The following is a 24,833-nucleotide window of genomic DNA, read 5'->3' on the forward strand; positions in this document are numbered from 1 at the left end:
GGCGCCTGTCCCGCCTGCCCCGGCAGCCGGTCAGCGCGGCTGGAGCGAGCCCGTGAGCACCGCCTGCAGTTCCTCCTCCGTGGGGGGTTTTGTCCAGGTCAGGCCCGGGCCGCCGGCCGTGACCAGGGCCGGCGCGACCTCGCGCAGCAGCGCCTCCGCTGCGGCGTCCGGGCTGGCGGCGCGGGCCTCGCGGTAGCGGTCGAGCACCCGGGCCAGGTCCAGCATCAGCGTGGCGGCCTCGGTCGCAGGGCGCGCGCCGGTGACGGTGACGTGCATCGCTCCCACGGCCTCGTCGCCCGCCCAGTCGCCCTCGGCGTACAGGGCCTCGCGTACGGCGGCGGCGAAGCGCGCCCTGTCCAGGCCGTCCACCTCGCCGTCCAGCCAGTCCCCGCGCAGGTGCAGCACGCCGGGCCGCTCGCTTCCGGCCAGGCGTTCCACCACCGCCGCGACCGTGCCCTCGGGATCGTGCAGCGCGGCGTCGCCCCGGGCCGCGAAGGCGTCCGCGAGCAGGTGGAGCGAGATCAGCCGCGGCGGGTCGTACGTCGTGAGCACCCCCCGCTCCGCGCCGGCCGGCAGCGCCTCCCCGGCGCGGGACCAGGCCCGCAGGCCCTCCATGAACGCGGCCCCCACCTCGGGCGTGAGCCCGAGCTCCCAGCCCTGCCGGTCCTCAGCCTCCGGGCCCGGACCGGTCTCCCGCCCCGGCCCCGCCTCCGCCGTGGCCCGGCCCCGGCGGAGCCACCAGATCGCCGCGCCGGCGACGGCGGCGGCCAGCACTGCGACTACGACTGCGATCCACACGATGCGCTGCTTCTCCCTTTCGTTCCTGACAGGCGGTAGCAGCGTAGTGTGATCTCCCCCTGCGAATCCGCATATTTCCGTAAAAAGGCCGTAGCCAACCGCCACCCACCGAAAGTCCCCGGCCCGGCGCACCCTCCCGACGCCCCTTTCGGACGGCCCGGACCGCCGATACCGTGAACCCGCCCGGCTCCCATCGAACGCGGAACACACCGACGCGCTCCGGCCCCCGTCGACGGCAAAGCCACCCCGCCCCCGACCGGCCCGTAGCTCGCGAGACACGCATTTCCAACTACGGGTGTGCTTTTTCCCAACTGCAATTCGGAAATGTTTTCCGGAGTAATCCTCCTGTCTACCGAACAGCTCGCTCACCCTCGGTCACGATCCCGCGGGCGGGTAAACTTCATTTCCAGATGTACACAGGCGCTCAAAGTCCCCGAGCCCGACTTCTGGTGCCCACAGCAAGGGCCGGTTCGCATCGTCGGCAACATGCCCGGCCCCTGCCTCAGCGCGGAGCAGGAATGGACCCACTGCACCTGACCACCACCCACCATGACGGGACCACGACCGTCCGGGTGGCCGGAGAGCTCGACATCGCCACCACCGAGCTGCTCCGCGGCCACCTGCTTGCCCTGTTGCAGGAGGACGGACGCGCCCGCCGCACGCCGACCACGCTGGTCATCGAGGTGAGCCGGCTGTCCTTCATCGACGCTGCCGGCCTCGGCGCCCTGGTCTCCGTGCGGAACCACGCCCTGCGCCAGAGCACCCCGCTGCGGATCTCGGGCGTGCCGCCGCGCATGCGGCTGCTGCTGCGGATCACCGGCCTGGACCGCCACCTCACCTGATTGCGGGCGCCTGTAAGTTGTCAGGCGTGCCCAGGATTCAGGTTCCCGATGAGATACCCCTCAAGCTCGAAGACGGGTTCGCCCGGATCAGGCGGGAGTTCCAGCTCCCCGGTGACTTCCCCCGCCCGGTGCTCGACGAGGCCGCGTGGGTGGCGCTGGTGCCCAAGCTCGACGCCAGGGACCTGACGGACGTGCCGTTCGTGACCATCGACCCGCCCGGCTCGATGGACCTCGACCAGGCCGTGCACCTGGAGCGGCTGCGCGCCGGCTACCGCGTCTGGTACGCCGTCGCCGACGTCGGCGCGTTCGTCCGCCCCGGCGGCGTGATCGACACCGAGGCCCACGCCAGGGGCGCGACCGTCTATCTGCCGGCCGGCAAGGTCCCGCTGCACCCCAGGGTGCTGTCGGAGGACGCGGCCAGCCTGCTGCCCGGCGCGTTGCGGCCCGCCGCGGTGTGGCGCGTCGACCTCGACGCCGACGGCCGCACGGTCGGCGCCGACGTGCAGCGCGGCCTCGTACGCAGCCGCGAGCGCCTCGACTACGCCTACGTGCAGGCGGCCGTCGACACCGGCACCGCCGACGGCGTCCTGGGCCTGCTGGCCGAGATCGGCGAGCTGCGACTGGCCCTCGAACGCGAGCGCGGCGGCGTCACCCTGCCCACGCCGGAGCAGGAGGTGGTGCCCGCCGGCGACGGCGCCTACCGGCTGGAGTTCCGGCTGCCGCTGCCCGCCGAGGCGTGGAACGCGCAGATCTCGCTGCTGACCGGCATGGCCGCGGCCGCGATGATGCTCGACGCCGAGATCGGGGTCCTGCGGGTGCTGCCCCGGCCGCATGCCGACGCCCTGGCGAAGGTGCGCAGGGTGGCGGCGGCGCTGGACGTGCCGTGGCCCGACGGGGCCGGTTACGGCTCGGTGGTGCACGATCTGGACGCGAAGAACCCGCAGCAGGCGGCGTTCCTGCACGAGTCGAAGGTGCTGCTGCGCGGCGCCGGATACGTGGCCTTCGACGGTGCGCCGCCCCGGCTGGCCGAGCACTCCGCGGTGGCGGCCCCGTACACGCACGTCACCGCGCCGCTGCGGCGGCTGGTCGACCGCTACGCGACGGAGGTGTGCCTGGCGATCGCGGCCGGCGAGCCGGTCCCCTCCGACGTGCGGGCCGGGCTGGCGGGCCTGCCGGACATCATGTCCGTGACCGGGCGGCGCGAGAGGGCGGTGGAACGGGCGGCGGTGGATCTGGTGGAGGCGTTCCTGCTGCGGGACCGGATCGGGCAGGCGTTCAAGGCCGTCGTGATCGACGTGGACGAGCACCGCGGCGGCGGGCAGGTGCAGCTCTCCGACCCGGCCGTGATCGCCCGCTGCGACGGCGACCTCCCCCTCGGGGAGCAGGTCACCGTACGCCTGACGCAGGCCGACCCGGCCACCCGCGAGGTCCGCTTCGCCCTCGCCTGACCACCCCCGCACCCTCGCCCAACAGGCGCCCAGCCTCGCCTGACCACCCCCGCACCCTCGCTCACCAGGCCCCCAGCCTCGCCCGCCCCTCCCGCCAGGCCCGCCACCCCACGCCCGATCAGCCCGGCCGCCGCCCCCCGTGCCGGGGGCGTCACCGGGGCCGCATCCCGTCGCAGACCACCTTCGCCATCCGGCCGCCCGCACCCCTGGCACGCGCCCGCCGTTCGGCCGTCAGGCAGCCCCGCAGCAGGTCGTGCACGTCCTGCGGGCCGAGATCGCGGCGCACCGCGCCGGCCCGCTGCGCCCTGGCCAGCAGCCGGCCGAGGGCCTGGACGAAGTCGGCCTCCAGGGTCGAGGCCGGCCGGAACCCCATCCCGGAGCCGCTGTCCAGCATGTCGCAGAGCGCCTGGTTGGCCGAGGCCTGCTCGACCACTCCGGCGAACCAGCCGAAGAACGCCTCGCCCGCGTCCTCAGCGGTGGCCTTGGCGCGGGCGTCGGCCACGAACCGCTCGATCCGCCCCAGCAGCACCGCCTCGAACAGCGCCTCCTTGGTCGGGAAGTGCCGGTAGACCGTGCCCACCCCGAACCCCGCCCGCCGGGCGATCTCGTCGAAGGAGATGGTCAGCCCGTCGGCGGCCAGGGCCTCCTGGGCGATCCGCAGGACCCGCTCGCGGTTGCGCCGGGCGTCGGCGCGCAACGGCCGGGCCGAGGTGTGGTCATCCCCCATGACATGCACCTGCCTTACCTGACTGCACCGGCGCCAAGCGGAGAGAACTCTCCGATTCTATCGAGAACATGTCATGACATACACCCCTAAACAGCGGCACCCGCCCCGGTGAGGGCGGGTGCCGGCCGCGCCCGCCGTCCCAGTCCGGGCGGACGGTACGCGGCCCCTGGAGGGGGCCGGTCATGGCGGGGCGCCACGCGGCGCCCGGGAGGTCCGGCCGCGTCGCCCCTGGCGGTCAGGGCGGCGTGGACAGGCGGGGCGGGCGCGCGTGCACCCCGCAGCGCTTGAGCCGTACGCGGTCGGTCCTGGTGGGCTGCTCCAGCACGATCGTGCGCGCCCCCTCCGGCACGTGCCGCAGGTCGTGCGTGATCAGCAGCGTCGTACGCCCGGCCATGAGCCGCCGCAACGGCCCCATGATCTGCCGGGCGGTGATCTCGTCCAGCCCCGTCATGGGCTCGTCGAGCACCAGCACCGGCGCGTCGCGCAGGATGGCCCTGGCGATCGCGAGGCGCTGCCGCTGCCCGCCGGACAGCAGCCGGCCGCGCTGCCCCACCGGCGTGTCGTATCCCTGGGGCAGCTGCGTGGCGAAGCCGTGCACCCCGGCCGCCTCCGCCGCCCTGACGATCTCGTCGAGCGTGGCGTCCGGGCGGCCGTAGGCGATGTTGTCGCGTACGGACCCGGAGAACAGCAGCGTCTCCTGGTGCAGGATCGTGACGTTCTCGCGCAGCGACTCGCGGGTCAGGTCCCGCAGGTCGACGTCGTCCAGCAGGATGCGCCCGGCGTCCGGGTCGTAGAAGCGCAGCAGCAGCTTGGCCAGGGTCGACTTGCCGGCGCCGCTTGCTCCGGTGAACACGACGACCTCGCCGGGCTCGGCGGTGAACGACAGGTCCTGCAGCACCGCCCGTGACCGCCCCGGATAGGTGAAGCCGACGCCGTCGAACCGTATCCGGCCGCTGCTCGTGCCCGCGGAGACCGCGCCGGGCGCGTCGGTGACGACGGGCTTGGACCGCAGGATCTCGATGACCCGGTCGGAGCCCGCGCCCGCCTCGGACGCGACCAGGGCCAGCTCGCCCAGTCCCTGAACGGCGGGGTACAGCAGCGCCAGGTAGGCCGCGAAGGCCAGCAGGCCGCCGAGCGTCAACCGGCCGGCGGCGATCTCCCACGCGCCGACGCCGAGGATGATGATCAGGCAGACGGTCTCGATGACCTGGACGGCGGGGCCGTACAGGCCCGACAGCCAGGCCTGGGCCATGTTGGCGCGCAGCCACCCGCGGCCCTCCCGGTGCAGGCGCCGCGACTCGGCTCCCTGCCGGTTGTAGGCCTGCACGAGCGGCTGGTTGGCCAGGCCCTCCTCCAGGACGCTGTTCATGGCCCCGTTGCTGGCGCGCTCGCGCGCCGCGGCCGTCCTGAACCGGCCCGCGAACAGCTTGGAGACCACCAGGAACGCCGGGACCAGCGCCATCGTGATGAGCGCGAGGTCCCAGCGGATGAAGAAGGCCGCCCCGGCGAAGAACACCACGCTGGCGGCGGTGGTGATGGCCTTGACCAGGCCGGAGCCGACGAGCTCCTCGATGGCCTGGATGTCGTCGGTGAGACGGGCCATCAGGTCGCCCAGCCGCCGCTTCTCCGAGAAGTCCGGCGCCAGCGTCTGCAGGTGCGCGAACACGCGGTCGCGCAGGACCAGCAGGAAGCGTTCGCCGCCGAGCGCGGTGACGTACGCGCCGGCGAAGGAGGCCAGCCCGGCGACCGCCGCGAGCCCGAGCCAGCTGAACGCGGGAACCCAGAACTGCTCCAGGTTCTTGGTCGCCAGCACCTGGTCGGTGATGTGGCCGAACAGGCGGATCGCGGCGACCTCGCAGAGCGCGGCCAGGACGGCGAAGATCACCCCGGCCACGAACAGCATCCGCAGCCCGCGGGTGTCCGGCCAGAACTCGCGGAAGGTACGGCGGAGCGTCACCGTCGGCGCGAGTTCCGGCCCGGGGACGTTCAGGGAGAGCCGGCGGCTGGGCCGCCGGCTCTCAAGTGGCTGACTTACCACCACCACCCCCCACGGCAGCAGCAGCAACAACAGCAACGGCGACGCCGGCGGCAGCCACCCCGTCCCTGCTTGAAGCCGATCCGAGACAGTTGCGTGCTAGCCATGTGTCCTCCCCCGTTGGCTGACAGCGCACAAATCGGACGCTAGCATCCGAATTGCAACAAAGCACGCGATATTCTTCGATTTCAAAGAGACTTGACCGGTGATTCCAGCGGGGAAAGGCATTCCGGCACCTTCGCTAGATCGCTTTGAGCACCGGGTAAAGCCACGGGTTAAGGTCTGGTAATCGTCAAAGTTGCTCCTGGCGACCAGTCCCAAGGTGTATGCCGGACGATACTTTGGACGGATGCCGCCGGGCGCCCGCGCCCCGGATCATCGAAGCATGGCATTTCTCGGCATCCTGCTCATGATCCAGGGCTTCGGAAATCTCGTGGCCAACGTCTTCTTCGACCGAAATTTCGGCCTCCTGCACCGGATCCTGGAGGGCGGCGCACTGACGGCCGCGAGCGCCGTGGTGGGCCTCGCGGGCCTGGCCATGCTGATCCTCAGCGCTCGCGCCGAGGACCGCTGACCACCCCGCTCAGGTGAGCGACGAGTACGCCACCACGCCCCGGCGCATCGCGTCCATGGCCTTGCCCGCCGTCTGCTTGATCTTGCTACCGGCCGGCGCGGCGTTCCCGAGCTGGCCCAGCAGGTCCATGAGCTGCTTGACCCAGCGGACGAAGTCACCGGCCGCCAGCTCGTTGCCGTTGATCCCCTCCATGAGCACGGCGTCCAGGCTGTGCCCCTTCGTCCAGCGGAACGCCGCCCAGGCGAACCCCAGATCCGGCTCCCTGATCGTGGACAGCCCGTGGTCGGACTCGATGCCCTCCAGCTCCCCCCACAGCCGCGTCATGGCCGTCAGCGCGTCCTGCGCCCGCCCGGCCGGGATCTTCGGCCGGCGCGTGTCGTCGGACGCCCGTGACTCGAACACCAGCGCCGACACGCACGCCGCCAGCTCGGCCGGGTCGAGCTCCTCCCACAGCCCGCCCCGCAGGCACTCGGCGGTCAGCAGGTCGAGCTCGGTGTAGAGGCGGCCGAGCCGGCGGCCCTCGTCGGTGACCGTCTCGCCGTCCAGGTAGCCGAGCTGCTCCAGCACCGAGCAGATGCGGTCGAACGTGCGGGAGATGACGTGCGAGCGGCCCTCGACGCGGCGGCGCAGCCCCTCGGTCTCGCGCAGCAGCTTGTAGTAGCGCTCGGCCCAGCGGGCGTGGTCCTCCCGCTCGTCGCAGCCGTGGCACGGATGCTGGCGGATGCGCCGGCGCAGCTCGTTGACCTCCTCGTCCTCCACCGTGTGGTCGCGCGCCCTGGCCGGCTTGCCGAGGTCGCGGTCGCCCATCTTGGCCAGCAGCGTGGAGACGAGGTTGGCGCGTTCCTTGGGGGAGCGGCCGTTGAAGTTCTTCGGGATGCGCAGCTTCTCCAGCGGCTCGACCGGCACCGGGAAGTCGGCCGGGTCGAGCTTTTTGACCTGCTTGCCGATCGTCAGCACGAGCGGGCTGGGGCCCTGCCCGCGCGGGTTGCGGCCGGGGTCCAGCACGATCGCCAGGCCCGCCCGGCGCCCGCCGGGCACCCGGATCACGTCGCCCGGCTGCAGCGCCTCCAGCGACCGCACGGCGGCGGCCCGGCGCGCCGCCCCGCGCTGCTTGGCCAGCTCCGCCTCACGGTCGGACAGGCGGCGGCGCAGCGCCGCGTAGTCGGCGAAGTCTCCCAGGTGGCACGTCATGGCCTCCTGGTAGCCCTCCAGCGCCTCCTCGTGCTTGCGCAGCTGCTTGGCCAGCCCGACCACCGCCCGGTCGGCCTGGAACTGCGCGAACGACTCCTCCAGCAGCGACCTGGCGCGTTCGCGGCCGAACTGGCCGACCAGGTTGACCGCCATGTTGTAGGAGGGCTGGAAGCTGGAACGCAGCGGGTAGGTGCGAGTGCCCGCCAGCCCCGCCACCGACAGCGGGTCCATGCCCGGCTGCCACAGCACCACGGCGTGGCCCTCGACGTCGATGCCGCGCCGCCCGGCCCGCCCGGTGAGCTGGGTGTATTCGCCGGGGGTCAGGTCGGCGTGGGTCTCGCCGTTCCACTTGTCGAGCTTTTCGATCACCACGCTGCGGGCCGGCATGTTGATGCCCAGGGCCAGCGTCTCCGTCGCGAACACGGCCTTGACCAGCCCGCGCGTGAACAGCTCCTCCACGACCTCCTTGAAGGCCGGCAGCATGCCCGCGTGGTGGGCCGCCAGCCCGCGCTCAAGGCAGTCTCGCCACTCCAGGTAGCCCAGCACCGCCAGGTCCTCGTCGGGCAGGTGGGCGGTGCGCTCGTCGACGAGCTGCCTGATCTCGTGGCGCTCGCGGTCGGTGGTGAGGCGGATGCCGGCGTACAGGCACTGCTGCACGGCCGCGTCGCAGCCGGCGCGGGAGAAGATGAACGTGATCGCCGGCAGCAGCCCCTCGGCGTCGAGCTTCTCGATCACCTGCACCCGGTCCGCCGGCCGGGAACGCTGCGGCCGGCCGTAGCCGCGCCGGCCCCGCCCGCTCATCAGCCGCTCGGCGTCGCGCGTCACCCGCATCAGCGTGGGGTTGATGCGCGGGGTCAGGTCGTCGGTCACGAAGATGTCGTAGATGCGGTTGCCGACCATCATGTGCTGCCACAGCGGCACCGGCCGGTGCTCGTCGACGATCACCGTGGTGTCGCCGCGCACGTCGCCCAGCCACTCGCCGAACTCCTCGGCGTTGCTCACGGTCGCCGACAGCGCCACCAGCCGCACCGACTCCGGCAGGTGGATGATCACTTCCTCCCACACCGCGCCCCGGAAGCGGTCGGCCAGGTAGTGGACCTCGTCCATGACGGCGAACCCGAGCCCGGCCAGCGTGGCCGAGCCGGCGTAGAGCATGTTGCGCAGCACCTCGGTGGTCATGACCACGATGGGGGCCTCGCCGTTGACGCTGTTGTCGCCGGTCAGCAGGCCGACCTTGGCGGTGCCGTAGCGCTTGACCAGATCGTTGTACTTCTGGTTGGACAGCGCCTTGATGGGGGTGGTGTAGAAGCACTTGCGGCCCTGCTCCAGGGCGAGGTGCACGGCGAACTCGCCGACCACCGTCTTGCCCGATCCCGTGGGCGCCGCCACCAGCACACCGTCCCCGGCCTCCAGCGCGCGGCAGGCATCAAGCTGGAAGTCGTCCAGCGCGAAGTCGTAGTGACCTCGGAACGATCTCAGAGCGGCCCCGTCGTCTGCGTGCTTCTGGCGGAAGGCCGCATAGCGTTCCGCTGGCGTTGTCATACCCGCCAGCCTACCGAAATCGCCATTCCGGTCCGTCCCGGCCATTCCACCATCCGGACCACGTCGACTTCCGGACGCCTTTACGTTGTAGATCTCAGTTGTGGATCTCAGACGATGACCCGCAACGCTCCCGGCATCACCTCGCAGTGCACCGGCGCCGGCCCCACCCGCTCGCCGTCGGCGTACGCCACCGCGTCCTGCGGGAGCGCCTCCAGGCGCACGCTGCGGACCCGCCGCACCGTCACGGCCCGGTGTCCCACGTGCCGCCCCCGGTAGACGCTCGGGAACACCCGCAGGAACTCGGCCTTGGACAGCGCGTCCAGCATCACCACGTCCAGCAGCCCGTCGTCCGGCCGCGCGTCCGGGCTCACCCGCATGCCCGCGCCGTACGAGCTGGTGTTGGCCACGGCCACCAGCATGGCCTCCCGCTCGACCACCTCCGCGTCGTCGAGGGTGATCCGGAACGGGATGGGCCGGAAGGAGCGCAGCTCCTCCAGCGTGGCCACCAGGTAGCGGGCCATGCCCGGCGGCCAGGTGCGCCGGTTGGCGCGCTCGTTGACCCGCGAGTCGAACCCGCAGCACATCACCCCGGCGAACACCTCGTCGGCGCTCCCGGCCCGGATGCGGGCGGCGTCCACGGCGCGCGACCTCATGCGCAGCACGGTGCGGGCCGCCGCGAGGGGGTCCTTGCACGGCACGCCGAGCGCGCCGGCGATGTCGTTGCCGGTCCCGGCGGGGATGATGCCGAGCGGCACGTCGGTGCCGGCCACGGCCTGCACGGCCAGGTGCACCAGCCCGTCACCGCCGAAGGCCACCAGCGCGTCGGGGCGCTCGGACACGGCGGTGCAGGCACGTTCGAGGGCGTCGGCGGGATCGTCGCCGACGATCACCGACAGCTCGGCGCCTCCCGCGCGCAGCCGGCGCGCCACGGGTTCGAGCAGGCGCAGCGTACGGCCGCCACGGGCGGCGGGATTGACCAGCAGCACTAATTGAGGGGACACGCCCGGAACTTATCGCCTAACGGCTGGAACCGGAATCCTCCCCGGGGCGTTCGGGAGCGGAGTCGTCCAGCGGCGTGGCCGCCTCGGGCAGCGGCGGTTCCTCGGCCAGCGGCGAGGCCTCGTCATCGGACAGATGCGAGAAGTCCTCCGCGGCGGGCATGCGCCTCTCGCGCAGGAACATGAACAGCTCGGCCACGAAGTAGAGCAGGATCATCGGCATGGCCAGGGCCAGCATCGTCAGCGGATCGCCGCCGGGCGTGATGACCGCGCCGAAGACGAACATGACGAACACGACCGTACGGCGGTGCTTCTTCACCGTGGCGTGCGGCAGGACGCCGATGATGTTCAGGAACACCAGCAGCAACGGCAGCTCGAACGAGACGCCGAAGATGACGAGCATGATCAGCACATAGTTGAGATACTCGTCGATCTGGATGATGGCCACGGTGTCGCTCGGCGCGAACCCCAGCAGGATCGCCAGACTGGTGTCCATGATGAAGTAGGCCAGCCCGGCGCCGAACAGGAAGAGCGGGACCGCCAGCCCGAGAAAGACGAAAGAGTAGCGCTTCTCGGTGCGGTAAAGGGCGGGCGTGACGAACGCGAAGATCTGGTACAGCCAGACAGGTGAGGAGACCACCACCCCGACCAGCGCCGAGACCTTCAGCGTCAGGAAGAACGACTGGAAGATGCCGCCGTAGGTGAGCGTGCACTCCCCCACGCGCAGCTGCTGGGCCTGCGGCGTCTCGCAGAACGGCTCCTTGAGGAAGGCCCACACCGGATCGAAGACGATCCAGCCGATGATGATGCCCACCACCACGGCCAGCACCGCGACGAGCAGCCGGTTGCGCAGCTCACGCAGGTGCTCCATGAGGGGCATCCGACCTTCGGGGTCAGGTGCGGGTTTGCTCGACCGTTTCAGCAGCGCCATCTACGCGGTCCAGGTGAGGAGGAGGGACGGGGGGTCAGACGCGCTTGTCGGCCTGGGAGGCGGCGCTGGCGCGCAGCCTGGCGGCCTGCTCCTCAAGCTGGCGGGCCTGCTCCTCGACCGACGGCGCGGGGGCCGGAGCCGGGGCCGGAGCGGACTGGATCTGCTGCGGCTGCACGGGCTGCGGCTGCGGCTGGGCCGGAGCCTGCGCCTGGGTCTGGACCGTGTGCGTGGGGTGGTCGTCGTCCTCCTCGCGGAGCTTGGCGGTCTCCGACTTGAAGATGCGCAGCGACCTGCCGACGCCCCGAGCCATCTCGGGCAGCTTCTTCGCACCGAACAGCAGAACGAGCACCAGCGCGATGATCAGAAGTTCCGGAACTCCGAGTTGCGACATGAAACGCCCTTTTCTAGCGAGTGCCTCTTTTCAGCCACGATCGTACGCTGCCGGGGACGCGGACTCATCCCCCTGGCCCGCCAATCTGGCACGCCGCGGCTGAAGTTGCTCATTCGCCTCGGCGATTTCACTTCTCAGACTACGTGCGGCCACCACCAGTCGCGCACCCGCCACCCCCAGTACGACCAGCCCGGCCACGCCCATCGCCGCGCTCAGGTATATCCACGTCATGACTGGTGAGCGTAGCGGGCCAGGGCGCGCTCGGCCTCCTGGCGGACGGTCTCGGCCATCTCCGGCGGCGAGACGACCCGGCCGGTGTCGCCCAGGCGCAGCGCCAGCTTGAGGATCCAGTCCTCGTCACGGGCCCGCAGCGTCACCCGCAGCCGGCCCTCGCCGAGCTCGGTCACCTCCTCGCACGGGTAGTACTCGGCCACCCACCGGCCGGCGGCGCTGACCTCCAGCTCCACCAGCTCGTCGGTCGGCGAGGGCCGGAAGACGCCCCGGGTGACGTCGATCGGCTCGGCCTCGGCGGGCGGGTCGGCGGGCACGTCCAGCACGTCCACGCCGAGCACCCGGTCCAGCCGGAACAGCCGCATCGCCTCGGCGCGGTAGCACCAGCCCTCCAGGTAGGCGCGGCCGTCGACGACCACGACCCGCATCGGGTCCACCTCGCGCGGCGTCACCTCGTCACGGCCGGGCACGTAGTAGCGCAGCGACAGCCGGCGGCCCCTGGTCAGCCCCTCGCGCACCCGGGGCAGCGCGTCGGGGGCGGCGTCCACGTCGACCGCGACCTGGCTGCTGACGGTCGCGGCGCCCTCCCCCGCGGCCCGCTCCAGCTTGGCCATCACCCGCGGCAGGGCGTCGCTCGCGCCCTCCCCCGCCGCCAGCTCCGGGGTGGCGGACAGGACGCGCAGCGCGACCAGCAGGGCGCTGGCCTCGTCGATGCCGAGCCGCAGCGGCCTGGCGATGGTGTCGGCGTTGTCGATGAGGATCTCGCCACCGTCCCAGGACACGTCGATGAGGTCGCCGGGGGTGTGCCCGGGCAGCCCGCACATCCACACCAGCTGCAGGTCGTCGATGAGCTGCTTCTCGCTCAGCCCGAACACCGCGGCCACCTCGTCGACCTGCGCCCCCGGATGGGACATCAGGTACGGCACCAGTGCCAGCAACCTGGGCAGCCGGTCAGCCGACCCACTCATGCGATCGCCCCCTTCAGTCTGCGGATGACGGCCTCGCGGGCGTCCGGCGGCTCGACCACCTCGACGTCGGCGCCGAGGCTGGCCATCCAGCCGGCGAGGCGCTCGGGATCGGTGAAGGCCAGCTCGGCCTCGTCCCACCCGTCGGTGCCCGGGTGCACGGCCCTGGCCAGCCGGCGCAGCCCCTCGCACGCCCCCTGGCGTACGCGGACCACGGCAACGCGCTCGTCGGCCGGCTCGTCCGGGAAGCCGACCATGGCCCGCAGGTCGAGCCCCTCCGGCACCTCGACCGCGCCCGCCTTGCCGACGGCGGTGACCTGCCCGGTGATGCGGCTGACCCGGAAGGCGCGCGGCGCCTCCCGGTCGCGGTCGTAGCCCGCCAGATACCAGCGGCCGCGGCGGCTGACCACGCCCCACGGCTCGACGGTGCGGCTGCGCACGCTCTCGCTGCCGGCGCCGCGGTAGTCGAAGCGCACCACCCGCCGGTCGCGCACGGCGTTCCACAGCGCGGGGAAGGCCGGGTCGCGGGTGTCGACGCGCAGCTCCAGCGCGCCCCCGCCGATGGAGGCGCCGATGGACCCGCCGACCGGCTGGTCGGTGGCCACGCCGCCGGCCCGCAGCTTCAGCAGCGCCCCCGAGGCGGCCTCGGCCAGGCTGGCGCGCTGCCACACCTGGGCGGCCAGCCCCAGCACGGCTGCCTCGTCGGGCTCCAGGGTGATCTCCGGCAGCTCGTACGACTCCCGCTCGATCCGGTAGCCCGGCTCGTCCTCCCACGGGTCGCGCACCACGTCGATGGGGATGCCGATCTCACGCAACTCGTTCTTGTCCCGCTCGAACATGCGCTGGAACGCCTCGTCGCCGTCCCGGTCGTAGCCCGGCACGGCCTGGCGGATCTGCTCGGCCGACAGCGGGCGCCCGGTGGCGAGCAGGCAGATCACCAGATTGAGCAACCGTTCAGTCTTCCGGCGCGACATCTGCCTCACTCCTCCTTCATCGACGCTACCCTGCCCCCGTGATCAGATGGCGCAAGGGCGAAGTTCTCCGGATCCGACGCGAGTGGCCGGGAGCGGTCGAGCTGGACGTCACCGTCCCCGAGGGGGAGTGCCGGGCACTGGCGTATCCGCCACTGGTGGGCCGCCCGGAACCCGGCGATGAAGTGCTGCTCAACACGACCGCGCTCGCGATGGGTCTCGGTACGGGAGGTTACGCCATGGTGGTGGCCGTCCCGAACCGTTTGCCGCAAGATCCGGCCGGCCCCGGCCACCTCGTCAAGGCCAGGTACACGCCGCTGCAGGCCACGGTGCTCGGCGCGGACGAGCAGGACTCCCCGCACCACGACGTGTTGCGCGAGGCCGACTCCCTGGACGGCATGCCGGTGGTGGTGGCGGATCTGCACTCGGCGCTGCCGCCGATCCTGTGCGGCCTGTACGCCGCCCGGCCCCTCGGGACGCCGGGTACCCGGGTGGCGTACGTGATGCAGGACGGAGGCGCGCTGCCCGCCTGGTTCTCGATGGCGGCCGCCCGGCTGCGCGAGATCGGCTGGCTGGCGGGCGTGGTGACGGTGGGCCAGTCGTTCGGCGGCGACGTCGAGGCGGTCACCGTCCACACCGGCCTGCTGGCGGCCAGGCACGTGCTGGAGGCCGACGTGGCGATCGTCGCGCAGGGCCCGGGCAACCTGGGCACCGGCACCCGGTGGGGCTTCTCGGGGGTGTCGGCCGGCGAGGCGGTGAACGCGGCCGGCGTGCTGCGCGGGCGGCCGGTGGCGGCCCTGCGGGTCAGCGAGGGCGACCGGCGCGAGCGCCACTACGGGGTCTCGCACCACTCGCTGACCGCCTACGGCCGGGTCGCGCTCACCCCGGCGGACGTGCCGGTGCCGGTGCTGCCGGGCGAGTTCGGCGTGCGGGTCAAGGACCAGGCCGAGCTGCTGGCCGTCCGGCACCGGCTGGTCCCCGTCCCGGTGGAGGGCCTGCACGAGGCGCTGCGGGAGTCGCCCGTCCGGCTCTCGACGATGGGCAGGGGGCTGGAGGAGGACCTGCCCTACTTCCTGGCCTCGGCGGCGGCGGGCCGGCTGGCCGCCTCGCTGCTGTCGTAGGAGTCCTTGAACGTGAACGCCTCGGGGCTCGGCCCCTGCGTCCTGAGGCGTTCGAGTCGCTCCATCCCCTCCGCCAGCGAGGGGATGTGGCCCTCGGGGATCCACCACATCACCATGTACGGCTCCGCCATGCGCAGGAACCACTCCCTGCGCCGCCTCAGCGAGGCCAGGTGGCCGCTGCGGTAGACGTAGTTCCAGAGCGACTCCAGCGACTCCCACACCGAGAAGTTGAGCAGCAGGTGGTCGCCGTAGTCGTGCACGACGGTGGCGGTGGGGTCGGTCTCGCTCTCCTTGAGCCGCCACACGAACCCGGGCGCCGCGTCGGCGATGGCGTTGACGGGTTCGAGGTCGGCGACGAAATCGGCGAGTTCGGGGCTGTCGATGGGCGCGCGCAGGTGGGCGATGTTGAGCTCGGCGAGGTGCATGGGGCTCAGCTCACCATCACTCCCCTTCTATGTCAATATCCGTTTGTTTTAGAGTGACGCAGCACTCCCCTGGCCGCGGGTCCAGCGTGGCCCTGGCAGGGTCCTCGCCGAGCCCTTCGAGCAGCCCCTGGCACAGCGCCAGGTTCACGGAGCACACGAGCAGCGGCTGCTCCTCGGCCAGCACGTGGAACGGGCAGTTGCGCAGCCGCAGCACCCCGCCCTCGGCGTAGGGCTCGTAGCCGCGGGCGTCCAGCACCCGCTCGACCGGCTCGCCCGCGTGCCCGGCCGCCATCCCGGCGCCCGCGGCCCGCGCCGCCCGCTCGGCCCGCTCCTCGGCGCCCAGTTCGGCCACCACGTCGGCCAGCACGGAGGCGAGCGTGGTGTAGTCGCGCGGCGGCAGGCTCACCGACCGCTCCCCCTGGGCCCTGCGGTAGACCTTGGCGGGCCGGCCGCTGCCCGGGCCCTTCCTGTCCTGCGGCCGGAAGCCGCTCTCCAGCAGGCCGGCCTCGACCAGCTTGTCCAGGTGGTGCCCGGCGAGCGTCCTGGACACGCCCGCCGCCTCGGCCGCCTCGCCCCTGCCCACGTCGCCGCCGCCGGCCACGACGACGGCATACAGGCTGCGGCGGACGGGGTCGTGCAGCAGGGCCAGCGCCTCCAGGTCGTCACTCCTCACAGCGGCGAGTCTATGAGAGCTTCTTGCGCACGTGCGCGTACGTGCACGAGCGGCTGGGCGGGCGCTGGCCGTACTCGCGCCAGCAGGCGCCCTTCTTGATCACGTAGATGTTGATCCACTGCGGCGCCCCGTAGTCGCGGTGGACGGCCCTGGCGTTAGGCGGCGCAAATAGCCACAAAAGCACGGATTATGGTTCCATGGTGCCTCAGTAGGCGGCGATCACGTCCACCACGAACACGAGCGTGTCCGCGGGCCTGATGCCGAACGCCGCGTTGCCCGCGGTCCCGTACCCGTAGGCGGGCGGGACGATCATCACCACCCGGCTGCCCACAGGCACGCCCACCAGCGCCCTGTCCCAGCCCTTGATCACACTGCCGTCGCCGATCCGGAACGCCTTGGGCCGCCCGGCCGGCCAGGTCGTGTCGAACATCCCGCGGCGGCCCCACACGGCGCCCTCGTACTGGGTGACCACGAGCTGCCCCGCCTGCGTCCTGCGCCCGTCGCCCCTGGCCAGCACCTTGGCCGCGAACCTGGCCGGCGGAGCCCCGGCCGGCACGGCCAGCCCGGGCCGCGCGCCGCCGGTGACGCGCACGCCCGCCAGCGAGCCGCCGCGCCCCGCGACCGTGACGCCCTTGGCGTGCGCGCCCAGGATGTCCACGACGTAGAACAGCTCCTCGCCGGCGCCGATGCCGCGCGGCGGGTTGGCCCCGAAACCGTCGCGCGGCGGGATGGCCGCGATGACCCGGCTGCCCACCGTCCGGCCCTGCAGCGCCCGGTCCAGGCCCGGCAGCAGCTCCCCCACCGGGAACGCCGCCGGGGTGCCGCGGTTGAAGCTGGAGTCGACCAGGCGGTTCTCGCCGCCGTCCCACACGTGCGCGGTGTACTGCACGATCGCCACGTCGTCCTTGGCCAGCCGCCGGCCCCGGCCCGTGGCCAGCTCGTCCACCTGCAGCCCCGCCGCCGGCTTGCCGCCGGGGAACACGATCGTCGGCCGGGCGCCGAACGCCCCGCCCACCTTCAGGTCGAGCGGGTCCGCAGCCCCGCCCGTGCAGCCGCCCGCCGGCAGCCCGGCCAGCACGGCGGCCAGGAGCGGCAACACTGCGATTCGGCGGCGCATCGGCGGTCCTCCCCACGCGGAGCGGGGCCCGGCCTTCCGCCGGGCCCCGCGATGCTACCGCGCCGCCGGATCGCGCGTCAGGAAGCCGCCAGAACGTCCACCACGAACACCAGCGTGCTGTTGGCCGGGATGCCGTTCTGCTCCTGGGAGCCGTAGCCCAGGTCCGGCGGGATGCTCATCACGACCCGGCTGCCCACCGGCACCCCGGCCAGGCCCTGCTGCCAGCCCTGGATCACGCCGTTGAGCGGGAACTCGGCCGGCTCGCCCCGCTCCCAGCTGGAGTCGAACTGCTTGTCGCTGCCCCAGATCTTGCCCGTGTAATGCACGGTCAGCGTCTGGTTGGCGGTCACCTTCGGGCCCGTGCCCTCGATGAGGGTCTTGACGACGAGCTCCTTGCCGGGCTTCTCGTCCGTCTTCGTGGTCAGCGTGGGCGCCTTCTCGCCGCCGGGGCTGACGACCTTGACGCCCTTGAGGCTCTCGCCGGTCTCCTTGCCGGTGGCGGCCTTCAGCGGCGCCGGCCGGGTGCCGACGACGTCGAGCACGAACACCTTGGTCGGCTCGCTCGGGTTGGTCTGCTGCCCCGGCGCGACCGAGTCGTTGGCCAGCACCGCCAGCAGCCGGCCGCCGTGCTTGACCTTGGTGAAGCCCTCCTGCAGCACCTGCGGCAACTGCGCGTCGACGGGGATCGTCTCGGGCGTCTTGGTGTCGTACGAGGAGCCCTGGACGGCGTTGCCCTTGCCGTCCCAGTTGTAGACGGTCAGGTTGACGACGAGCCGGTCACCCGACTTGACCGCCGGGCCGCTGCCCGGCTGGATCACCTCGTAGGACGACTTCGTCGCGGGCGAGCCGGCGGGGAAGGTCACCGTGGGCTTGGCGCCCACGTTTCCGGCGACCTTGAGCCCCGAGGACCCGCCGGTCGTGGCGCCGGTGGTCGAGCCGTCGTCGGAGCCGCAGGCGGCGGCGAACAAGATCAAAGGCACGGCGGCCAGTACGGCCAGAGCGCGGCGCATGAGTTTCCCTCGGAAAGACATCAGATTCGCGTCACACTACCCGAGAACCTGGTAGCGCCGAGGTAAACGCCCTCCGGCGCGGCGCGGCGGCACGGTGAGGCGGCGCGGCGGGGCGGGCACGCGCCCGCCCCTGCGCCGTACTACATTCCCGCGATGAGCTTGTCCACCCGCTCGTCCACGCTGCGGAACGGGTCCTTGCACAGCACCGTGCGCTGCGCCTGGTCGTTGAGCTTGAGGTGCACCCAGTCGACGGTGAAGTCGCGCCGCTTCTCCTGCGCCTTGCGGATGAACTCCCCGCGCAGCCGCGCCCTGGTCGTCTGCGGCGGCACCGACTTGGCCTCGAAGATCCGCAGGTCGGAGGCCACCCGCTCCACCGAGCCGCGCTTCTGCAGCAGGTAGAACAGGCCCCGCTTGCGGTGCACGTCGTGGTAGGCCAGGTCGAGCTGCGCCACCCGCGGCGACGACAGCGGCAGGTCGTACTTCTTGCGGTAACGCTCGATCAGCTGGTATTTCGTCACCCAGTCGATCTCCCGCGACACCAGGTCCAGGTTGCCGGTGTCGACCGCGGTCAGCGTGCGCTCCCACAGCTCCAGCACCCGGTGCGCGATGGCGTCGCCGCCGCGGCGGTCGACGAAGTCCTTCGCCTTCGACAGGTATTCCTGCTGGATCTCCAGGCTGGACGCCTCGCGCCCGTTGGCCAGGCGCACCCGGCGCCGGCCCGTCATGTCGTGGGAGACCTCGCGGATCGCCCTGATCGGGTTTTCCAGCGACAGGTCCCGCATCACGGTGCCCGACTCGATCATCCGCAGCACCAGGTCGGTGGCGCCGACCTTGAGCAGCATCGTGGTCTCGCTCATGTTGGAGTCGCCCACGATGACGTGCAGGCGGCGGAACCGCTCGGCGTCGGCGTGCGGCTCGTCCCTGGTGTTGATGATGGGCCTGGACCGCGTGGTGGCGCTGGAGACGCCCTCCCAGATGTGCTCGGCCCGCTGCGAGACGCAGTAGACCGCGCCGCGCGGCGTCTGCAGCACCTTGCCCGCGCCGCACACGATCTGCCGCGTCACCAGGAACGGGATCAGCACGTCCGCCAGCCGCCCGAACTCGCCGTGCCGGCCGACCAGGTAGTTCTCGTGACAGCCGTAGGAGTTGCCGGCCGAATCGGTGTTGTTCTTGAACAGGTAGATGTCACCCGCGATGCCCTCCTCGCGCAGCCGCTTCTCGGCGTCCACGAGCAGGCCTTCGAGGATGCGCTCGCCCGCCTTGTCGTGGGTGACGAGCTCGATGACGTTGTCACACTCGGGTGTTGCGTATTCAGGATGGCTGCCCACGTCCAGGTAGAGACGTGCGCCATTACGGAGGAAGACGTTGCTCGATCGGCCCCAGGACACGACCCGCCGGAACAAGTAGCGCGCGACCTCGTCCGGGGACAGCCTGCGCTGGCCCCTGAACGTGCAGGTCACGCCGTACTCGTTCTCCAGCCCGAAGATGCGACGATCCATCACCTCACACTATGCCCACGGATCGGGTAGCGGGAGAGATCTTCCACGTGTTTTCCCGCGCGGCCCCTCCGGGCGCTCCGCTGTACCCCGTTTTCACCATATTCACACCCGCGCCCGCCCACGGGGCTCAGACCATGGAGTCACGCCCGGAAAAGGCTCCGGGACATCCCCGGAAACCCGATACGCATCCGGGACAGCCCCGGAAACCCCGAAACGAACGCGCCCGAGGGAAACCCCGGGAAACGTCTGCGGGGGCCGCCGTAGCGACCCCCGCGGGCGATCCAAGCCGAAACCCTACACAGCGCCTACAGCGGCGAGGACCCGTCGTCCACGTCTCCCTCAGGCCCCGTAGGCGGCGGCGTGTCGCCGCTCGGCGGCGTCGCCGGGGGCGGGGGCTCCGCGGGAGCGGCCGGCGGGGTGGAGGTCTGGGCGAGCAGCCGCTCCAGCCGCGCGCCCGTCAGCCGCAGGAACTTGCGGTGCTCCCGGTTGCGGTCGAGCACCGCCACCTCCAGCTGCGCCACCGGCGGCCGCTCCCCGCCCGGCTCGGTCAGCGCCGTCAGCGCCACCTCCAGCGCGTCGGCCAGCGACATCGACTCCCGGTAACGCTCCTTCAGCCGCCCCGCGACCGCCTCCGCCTGCCCGCCCATCGCGGCGAAGCCGTGCTCGTCGAACACCGACCCGTCGAACGTCAGCCGGTAGATCGCGTCGCCGTCCTTGGTCTCGCCCACCTCGGCGACGACGACCTCCACCTCCAGCGACTTGATCGACTCGGTGAAGATGCGGCCCAGGTTGGAGGCGTAGAGGTTGGCCAGCCCGCGCCCGGTCACGTCGGAGCGGTCGTAGGTGTAGCCGTTGATGTCGGCGTAGCGGATGCCGCCCAGCCGCAGCTCCTCGAACTCGTTGTAGCGCCCGACGGCCGCGAACCCGATGCGGTCGTAGATCTCGCTGATCTTGTGCAGGGCCCGCGACGGGTTGGGCGCGACGAACAGGATGCCGTCGACATACTGCAGGACGACGACGGAGCGGCCGCGCGCGATGCCCTTGCGCGCGTAGTCGGCCTTGTCCCGCATGATCTGCTCAGGGGAGGCATATCCAAAAGGCATGGACACCTGTGGTGGTCCTTTCTAGCGCAGCGGGGCGATGGGGCCGTCGGGAGAGCTCAGGCGGGCTTCGAGGATCTGCTCGACGAAGCCGGACACCTGATCCTCCGGCAAGCGACGGTAGCCGTCGGCGTCGATCACCGCCACGATCGGCCAGATCTTCCTCGTCACGTCGGGCCCGCCGGTCGCCGAGTCGTCGTCGGCGGCGTCGTAGAGGGCCTGGATCAACGTCATCACCATGTCGTCGGCCGACGACCCGTCGCGGTAGAGCTTCTTCAGCGCCCCGCGCGCGAAGATCGAGCCGGACCCGATCGCGTCGAACCTCTCCCGCTCGTAGGGGCCGCCCGCCACGTCGTAGCTGAAGATGCGCCCCTCGTCCTTGTCAGGGTCGTACGCGGCGAACAGCGGCACCACCACGAGCCCCTGCATCGCCATGGCGAGGTTGCCCCTGATCATGGTGGCCAGCCGGTTGGCCTTGCCCGCCACCGACATCGTGCGGCCCTCGAGCTTCTCGTAGTGCTCCAGCTCCACCCGGTAGAGGCGGGCGAACTCGATGCCCGTGCTGGCCGTGCCCGCGATGCCCATGCACGAGTAGTCGTCGGCGCGGAACACCTTCTCCACGTCGCGCTGCGAGATGATGTTGCCGGACGTCGCCCGCCGGTCACCCGCCATGACGACCCCGCCGGCGAAGGTGGCGGCCACGATCGTGGTCGCGTGCGGAACCTGGTCGCCGATCGGGGTGGCCAGCACCTCATCCCGCTGCGGCAGCAACTCGGGCGCATACGAGCTGACAAACTCTGTGAACGAGGAACTTCCGGTGTTCCGGAAAAACTGGCTCACCAAGCCGACGGGCAGATCCCTGTGCGATGCCACGCGACTCCCTCCAAACGTCAGTGTTCCTAGGGCGACCCTACTCATGTTGCGTTGCTGTCTGCACTTCCCACGATCAGCTCACGGCGAACCATCCCCGGCAGGACGGGCTCAGAGCTCGTGTTCAGATCGTTTCTTTACGCCCGGCACCGGCCATGCGATTGTCGGTATGTCTGCACGTCCTGAACAGGGAGGCCGACATGCGATCCCCCAGCCGACCTGCGGTGATCGGGGCCATCACCGTCCTGGCGCTCACCTCCTGCGGCACCGGCACGGACTCCGGCGGAGGAAGCGTCACCCTCACGATCGCGGCCAACTCCATCTCCGGCGGCAAGAACTCGGAGTCGGCCGACTGGATCACCAAGTGGGTGATCCCCGAGTTCCAGAAGGCCCACCCGAACGTCAAGGTGACGTTCCAGCCGAGCGGCGTCGACGACGAGCAGTACAAGACGAAGATCTCGCTCGACCTCAAGTCGAAGACCGGCGCCGACGTCATCGACCTCGACGGCATCTGGGTCGGCGAGTTCGCCCAGGCGGGCTACATCAAGCCGCTGGCCGAGGTCGGCGGCGCCGCCGTCGAGCAGTGGGAGGGCTGGTCGCAGATCCCGCAGGCCGTGCAGGGCCTGGGCATCTTCGACGGCAAGAAGTACGGCCTGCCGCAGGGCACCGACGGACGCGTGCTGTTCTACAACAAAACCCTGTTCAAGAAAGCCGGCCTGCCCGAGCCATGGCAGCCCACGAGCTGGCAGGAGATCATCGACGCCGGCACCAGGCTGAAGGCCGCCGGCGTGCCCGTCCCGATCCAGCTCAACGCCGGCACCGCCATGGGCGAGGCCACCACCATGCAGGGCGTGCTGCCCCTGCTCGCCGGCGCCGGATCGGAGATCTACACCGCCGGCAAGTGGACCGGCGACTCCCAGGCCATGAGGGACGCCCTCGGCCTCTACCAGCAGATCTACGGCGGCAGCGGACTCGGCGACCCCAAGCTGCAGCAGGAGGCCAAGGGCCGCGACAAGTCCTTCGCCCGGTTCGCCGAGGGCGAGATCGGCATCCTCGCCGAGAGCGACTACTTCTGGCGCTCCGTCGTCGAGCCCACCGCCGGGGTCGCCCCCATGAAGGACCGCGACCAGGTCGTCGGCTACACCAAGATCCCCGCCAAGCGGCCCGGCGGCGGCATCCGCGGCCAGGACCACGTCAGCATGTCCGGCGGCGCCGTACGCGTGCTCAACCCGTTCTCCAAGAACCCCGGGCCGGCCTGGGAGCTGCTGGCGTTCATGCACTCGGCGGCGGCGACGAAGTCCGAGCTCGCCGGGCAGGTGCGGATCAGCTCGCGCACCGACGTCAACGACGAGGTGCTCACCGCCGACCCCATGCTCCGCTACATCGCCGAAGAGGTCCTCCCCATCACCGCCTACCGCCCCGGCGTGGCCGTCTACCCGCAGGTGTCCACCGCGCTGCAGGAGGCCACCGCCGCCGTCGTCAGCGGCGGCAGCGCCGCCGAGGCGTCGGCCGCCTACCAGACCAAACTGGAAGGACTCGTCGGTGGCGCCGCCAACATCGGCGGGTGAGGGAAGACCCAGGCCCCCATCGCGATCCGAGGGGCGGCGGCGGCATGAGCGGTGACGCCGCGGGACTCGGGAAGGGCAGGGCGACCGCGTTCGTCCTGCCCGCCCTCGTCCTCATCACCGTCTTCCTGATCTTCCCCGCGCTGTGGACCATCTACCTCGGTCTCACCGACTACCGCCTCACCGGCCTGTCCGCCGCCAACCCGCGGATCGTCGGGCTCGACAACTACACCGGCGCGCTCGGCGACCCCCGCTTCCGCACCTCACTCTGGCTCACCCTGCTGTACGTCGGCGGCTCGGCCATCGTCGGCCAGGCCGGGCTCGGCTTCGCCCTCGCCTGGATCCTGCGCTCCCGCACCGGCGCCGTCAGCCGCCTCGTCGAGGGCGTGGTGCTGCTGTCGTGGATCCTGCCCAGCACCGTCGTCGGATTCCTCTGGTTCGCGCTCCTCGACCGCGACGACGGCACCCTCAACGCGCTGCTGCACACCCCCGGCTTCGCCTGGCTGCTCGACCATCCGCTGCTGTCGATCATCGTCTTCAACGTGTGGCGCGGCACCGCGTTCTCCATGATGCTCTACTCCGCGGCCCTGGAGAACGTGCCGCCGTCCCACCTGGAGACCGCCCGGCTCGCCGACGCCGGCGTGCCGCAACAGCTGCGCGACGTCGTCTTCCCCCGCATCCGCCGCCACGTCCTGACGAACCTGCTGCTCATCAGCCTGTGGACGTTCAACGACTTCACGCCGTTCGTGCTCACCGGCGGCGGGCCCGAGGGGCGCTCAGAGATCCTGCCCGTCTACGTCTACCGCGTCGCCCTGCGGGACGGGGAGCTCGGCGTCGGGGCCGCCATCTCCTTCCTCATCCTGCTGATCAACCTCGTCTTCGCGCTGGCGTACCTGCGGCTGCTGCGCGGCAGGAACGGGCGGCGCGAGATCGCCGCGGCGGGAGGACCGCACACATGATCCGGCACACCCTCGGCAGGCTCACCGCCACCGTCTTCCTCGCCCTCGTACTGGCCTTCTTCACGCTGCCCATGCTCTGGCTGGCCAGCGCCCCCTTCGACGACACCCCCCGGATCACCACCTCCGTCCCCGAGTTCACGCTGAACAACTTCGCCGCCATCCTCGACAACCCCTACGCCCTCGGCTCCATCCGCAACTCCCTCATCCAGGGCGGCGGCGCCGCCGTCCTCGTCGTCGTGCTGGCCGCGCTCGCCGCGTACGCCCTGTCCCGGGTCCGCGTGCCCGGCCGGGACGTGCTGCTCTACCTGCTCCTGCTGCTGTCCTCCGTGGTCACCGGCACCGCCGCCATGGTGCCCGTCTTCGAGCTGGCCACCCGGCTCGACCTCATCGACACCCACCTCGGCGTCATCCTCGTGGTCTCCGGCGGCCTGCTACCCGCCGCGATCTTCATCCTCAAGGACTTCATGGACGAGACGCCCACCACGTACGAGGAGTCCGCCCGCGTCTTCGGCGCCACCCCCCTGCAGATCATGCGCCACATCGTCGTCCCCCTGGTACGGCCCGGCCTGGCCACCATCGCCGTGTGGGCGCTGGCCAGCGTGTGGGGCGGGTTCCTGTTCCAGTTCATCCTGCTGCGCGACCCCGAAAAGGCCCCCGGATCGGTCATCCTCTACACCCTCTACACCGAGGGCGGCGCGCCCCGGCTCGACCTCATCTCCACCTTCTCGCTGCTGTACTCGCTGCCGGTGGTGGCGATGTACCTGTTCGTCTCCCAGCGCTACGGCTTCCGCTTCCACGGAGGGATCAAGGCATGACCGAACTGGAACGCAGGGGGCCGGCGAAGGAGGCC

The 24,833-nt window shown here is 71.5% G+C and carries 24 protein-coding genes; 7 read left to right on the plus strand and 17 right to left on the minus strand.

Features of this window, described 5'->3' with window-relative positions; translation table 11 throughout:
- Positions 1-30 precede the first annotated feature (30 nt).
- Positions 31-798, minus strand: coding sequence for a hypothetical protein (locus BLS95_RS33915; RefSeq protein WP_143043970.1), 768 nt, complete (start codon positions 796-798; stop codon positions 31-33).
- A gap of 518 nt (positions 799-1,316) precedes the next feature.
- Here BLS95_RS33915 and BLS95_RS33920 point away from each other — a divergent pair.
- Positions 1,317-1,640: an STAS domain-containing protein gene (locus BLS95_RS33920; RefSeq protein WP_176993526.1), complete on the plus strand. Its 324-nt coding sequence runs from the start codon at positions 1,317-1,319 to the stop codon at positions 1,638-1,640.
- A 26-nt stretch (positions 1,641-1,666) separates the two neighbouring features.
- Positions 1,667-3,088 carry an RNB domain-containing ribonuclease gene (locus BLS95_RS33925; RefSeq protein WP_245765451.1) on the plus strand — a complete coding sequence of 474 codons (1,422 nt, stop codon included), beginning with the start codon at positions 1,667-1,669 and terminating at the stop codon, positions 3,086-3,088.
- 151 nt (positions 3,089-3,239) lie between these two features.
- On the opposite strand, the gene BLS95_RS33930 is transcribed toward BLS95_RS33925, so the two are convergent.
- Positions 3,240-3,815: a TetR/AcrR family transcriptional regulator gene (locus BLS95_RS33930; RefSeq protein WP_090940945.1), complete on the minus strand. Its 576-nt coding sequence runs from the start codon at positions 3,813-3,815 to the stop codon at positions 3,240-3,242.
- Positions 3,816-4,050: 235 nt separating this feature from the next.
- The gene (locus BLS95_RS33935; RefSeq protein WP_090940947.1) at positions 4,051-5,889 is read right to left on the minus strand and encodes an ABC transporter ATP-binding protein; all 1,839 of its coding nucleotides are present in this window, start codon (positions 5,887-5,889) and stop codon (positions 4,051-4,053) included.
- 346 nt (positions 5,890-6,235) lie between these two features.
- On the opposite strand from BLS95_RS33935, the gene BLS95_RS33940 reads away from it, so the two are divergent.
- On the plus strand, positions 6,236-6,424 hold the full coding sequence (locus BLS95_RS33940) for a hypothetical protein (RefSeq protein WP_090940950.1): 189 nt from the start codon (positions 6,236-6,238) through the stop codon (positions 6,422-6,424).
- 9 nt (positions 6,425-6,433) lie between these two features.
- Here the strand turns inward: BLS95_RS33940 and BLS95_RS33945 are convergent, their stop codons facing one another.
- The 6 genes from BLS95_RS33945 to BLS95_RS33970 form a co-directional block, all read right to left on the minus strand.
- Complete coding sequence (locus tag BLS95_RS33945) at positions 6,434-9,157, minus strand: DEAD/DEAH box helicase (RefSeq protein ID WP_090940953.1); 2,724 nt, start codon at positions 9,155-9,157, stop codon at positions 6,434-6,436.
- A gap of 107 nt (positions 9,158-9,264) precedes the next feature.
- A complete protein-coding gene (locus BLS95_RS33950) occupies positions 9,265-10,158 on the minus strand; it encodes a diacylglycerol/lipid kinase family protein (protein ID WP_090940956.1) in 894 nt (297 codons plus the stop codon).
- Between the two features lie 16 nt (positions 10,159-10,174).
- Positions 10,175-11,026: a twin-arginine translocase subunit TatC gene (tatC, locus tag BLS95_RS33955; protein WP_245765452.1), complete on the minus strand. Its 852-nt coding sequence runs from the start codon at positions 11,024-11,026 to the stop codon at positions 10,175-10,177.
- Positions 11,027-11,120: 94 nt separating this feature from the next.
- Positions 11,121-11,477, minus strand: a complete 357-nt coding sequence (tatA, locus tag BLS95_RS33960) for a Sec-independent protein translocase subunit TatA (RefSeq protein WP_090940962.1) — start codon at positions 11,475-11,477, stop codon at positions 11,121-11,123.
- A gap of 227 nt (positions 11,478-11,704) precedes the next feature.
- On the minus strand, positions 11,705-12,676 hold the full coding sequence (locus BLS95_RS33965) for a helix-turn-helix transcriptional regulator (protein WP_090940965.1): 972 nt from the start codon (positions 12,674-12,676) through the stop codon (positions 11,705-11,707).
- On the minus strand, positions 12,673-13,647 hold the full coding sequence (locus BLS95_RS33970) for a helix-turn-helix transcriptional regulator (protein WP_090941098.1): 975 nt from the start codon (positions 13,645-13,647) through the stop codon (positions 12,673-12,675). Before BLS95_RS33970 ends, BLS95_RS33965 begins: the two co-directional genes overlap by 4 nt.
- A gap of 38 nt (positions 13,648-13,685) precedes the next feature.
- On the opposite strand from BLS95_RS33970, the gene BLS95_RS33975 reads away from it, so the two are divergent.
- The gene (locus tag BLS95_RS33975; RefSeq protein WP_090940968.1) at positions 13,686-14,765 is read left to right on the plus strand and encodes a DUF3866 family protein; all 1,080 of its coding nucleotides are present in this window, start codon (positions 13,686-13,688) and stop codon (positions 14,763-14,765) included.
- On the opposite strand, the gene BLS95_RS33980 is transcribed toward BLS95_RS33975, so the two are convergent.
- The 8 genes from BLS95_RS33980 to prcB form a co-directional block, all read right to left on the minus strand.
- Positions 14,711-15,190, minus strand: a complete 480-nt coding sequence (locus BLS95_RS33980; protein ID WP_090940971.1) for a DUF3291 domain-containing protein — start codon at positions 15,188-15,190, stop codon at positions 14,711-14,713. The genes BLS95_RS33975 and BLS95_RS33980 overlap by 55 nt on opposite strands.
- A gap of 16 nt (positions 15,191-15,206) precedes the next feature.
- Positions 15,207-15,863 (minus strand): helix-turn-helix transcriptional regulator, encoded by a 657-nt coding sequence (locus tag BLS95_RS33985; protein WP_090940974.1) that lies wholly within the window; start codon positions 15,861-15,863, stop codon positions 15,207-15,209.
- Positions 15,864-15,873: 10 nt separating this feature from the next.
- A complete protein-coding gene (locus BLS95_RS56040; protein WP_176993527.1) occupies positions 15,874-16,041 on the minus strand; it encodes a hypothetical protein in 168 nt (55 codons plus the stop codon).
- A 27-nt stretch (positions 16,042-16,068) separates the two neighbouring features.
- The gene (locus BLS95_RS33990; RefSeq protein WP_090940977.1) at positions 16,069-16,980 is read right to left on the minus strand and encodes an FKBP-type peptidyl-prolyl cis-trans isomerase; all 912 of its coding nucleotides are present in this window, start codon (positions 16,978-16,980) and stop codon (positions 16,069-16,071) included.
- A gap of 77 nt (positions 16,981-17,057) precedes the next feature.
- Positions 17,058-17,990, minus strand: a complete 933-nt coding sequence (locus BLS95_RS57115) for an FKBP-type peptidyl-prolyl cis-trans isomerase (protein WP_090940978.1) — start codon at positions 17,988-17,990, stop codon at positions 17,058-17,060.
- A 140-nt stretch (positions 17,991-18,130) separates the two neighbouring features.
- Positions 18,131-19,489: a Pup--protein ligase gene (gene pafA, locus BLS95_RS34000; protein WP_090940980.1), complete on the minus strand. Its 1,359-nt coding sequence runs from the start codon at positions 19,487-19,489 to the stop codon at positions 18,131-18,133.
- 305 nt (positions 19,490-19,794) lie between these two features.
- Entirely contained in the window at positions 19,795-20,592 is a 798-nt protein-coding gene (gene prcA / locus BLS95_RS34005; protein ID WP_090940983.1) for a proteasome subunit alpha, read from the minus strand.
- A gap of 21 nt (positions 20,593-20,613) precedes the next feature.
- A complete protein-coding gene (prcB, locus tag BLS95_RS34010) occupies positions 20,614-21,462 on the minus strand; it encodes a proteasome subunit beta (RefSeq protein WP_090940985.1) in 849 nt (282 codons plus the stop codon).
- Positions 21,463-21,659: 197 nt separating this feature from the next.
- Between prcB and BLS95_RS34015 the strand changes: the two genes are divergently transcribed.
- From BLS95_RS34015 to BLS95_RS34025, 3 genes are read left to right on the plus strand one after another with little or no spacing between them, the layout of a single operon-like run.
- The gene (locus tag BLS95_RS34015) at positions 21,660-23,027 is read left to right on the plus strand and encodes an extracellular solute-binding protein (RefSeq protein WP_090940987.1); all 1,368 of its coding nucleotides are present in this window, start codon (positions 21,660-21,662) and stop codon (positions 23,025-23,027) included.
- Positions 23,028-23,071: 44 nt separating this feature from the next.
- Positions 23,072-23,983, plus strand: coding sequence for a carbohydrate ABC transporter permease (locus BLS95_RS34020; RefSeq protein WP_090940989.1), 912 nt, complete (start codon positions 23,072-23,074; stop codon positions 23,981-23,983).
- Positions 23,980-24,798: a carbohydrate ABC transporter permease gene (locus tag BLS95_RS34025; RefSeq protein ID WP_090940991.1), complete on the plus strand. Its 819-nt coding sequence runs from the start codon at positions 23,980-23,982 to the stop codon at positions 24,796-24,798. The genes BLS95_RS34020 and BLS95_RS34025 overlap by 4 nt, the downstream gene beginning before the upstream one ends.
- Positions 24,799-24,833: the final 35 nt, after the last annotated feature.

Origin of the sequence: Nonomuraea jiangxiensis (assembly GCF_900099965.1) — a bacterium.
GTDB classification, from domain to species: Bacteria; Actinomycetota; Actinomycetes; order Streptosporangiales; family Streptosporangiaceae; genus Nonomuraea; species Nonomuraea jiangxiensis.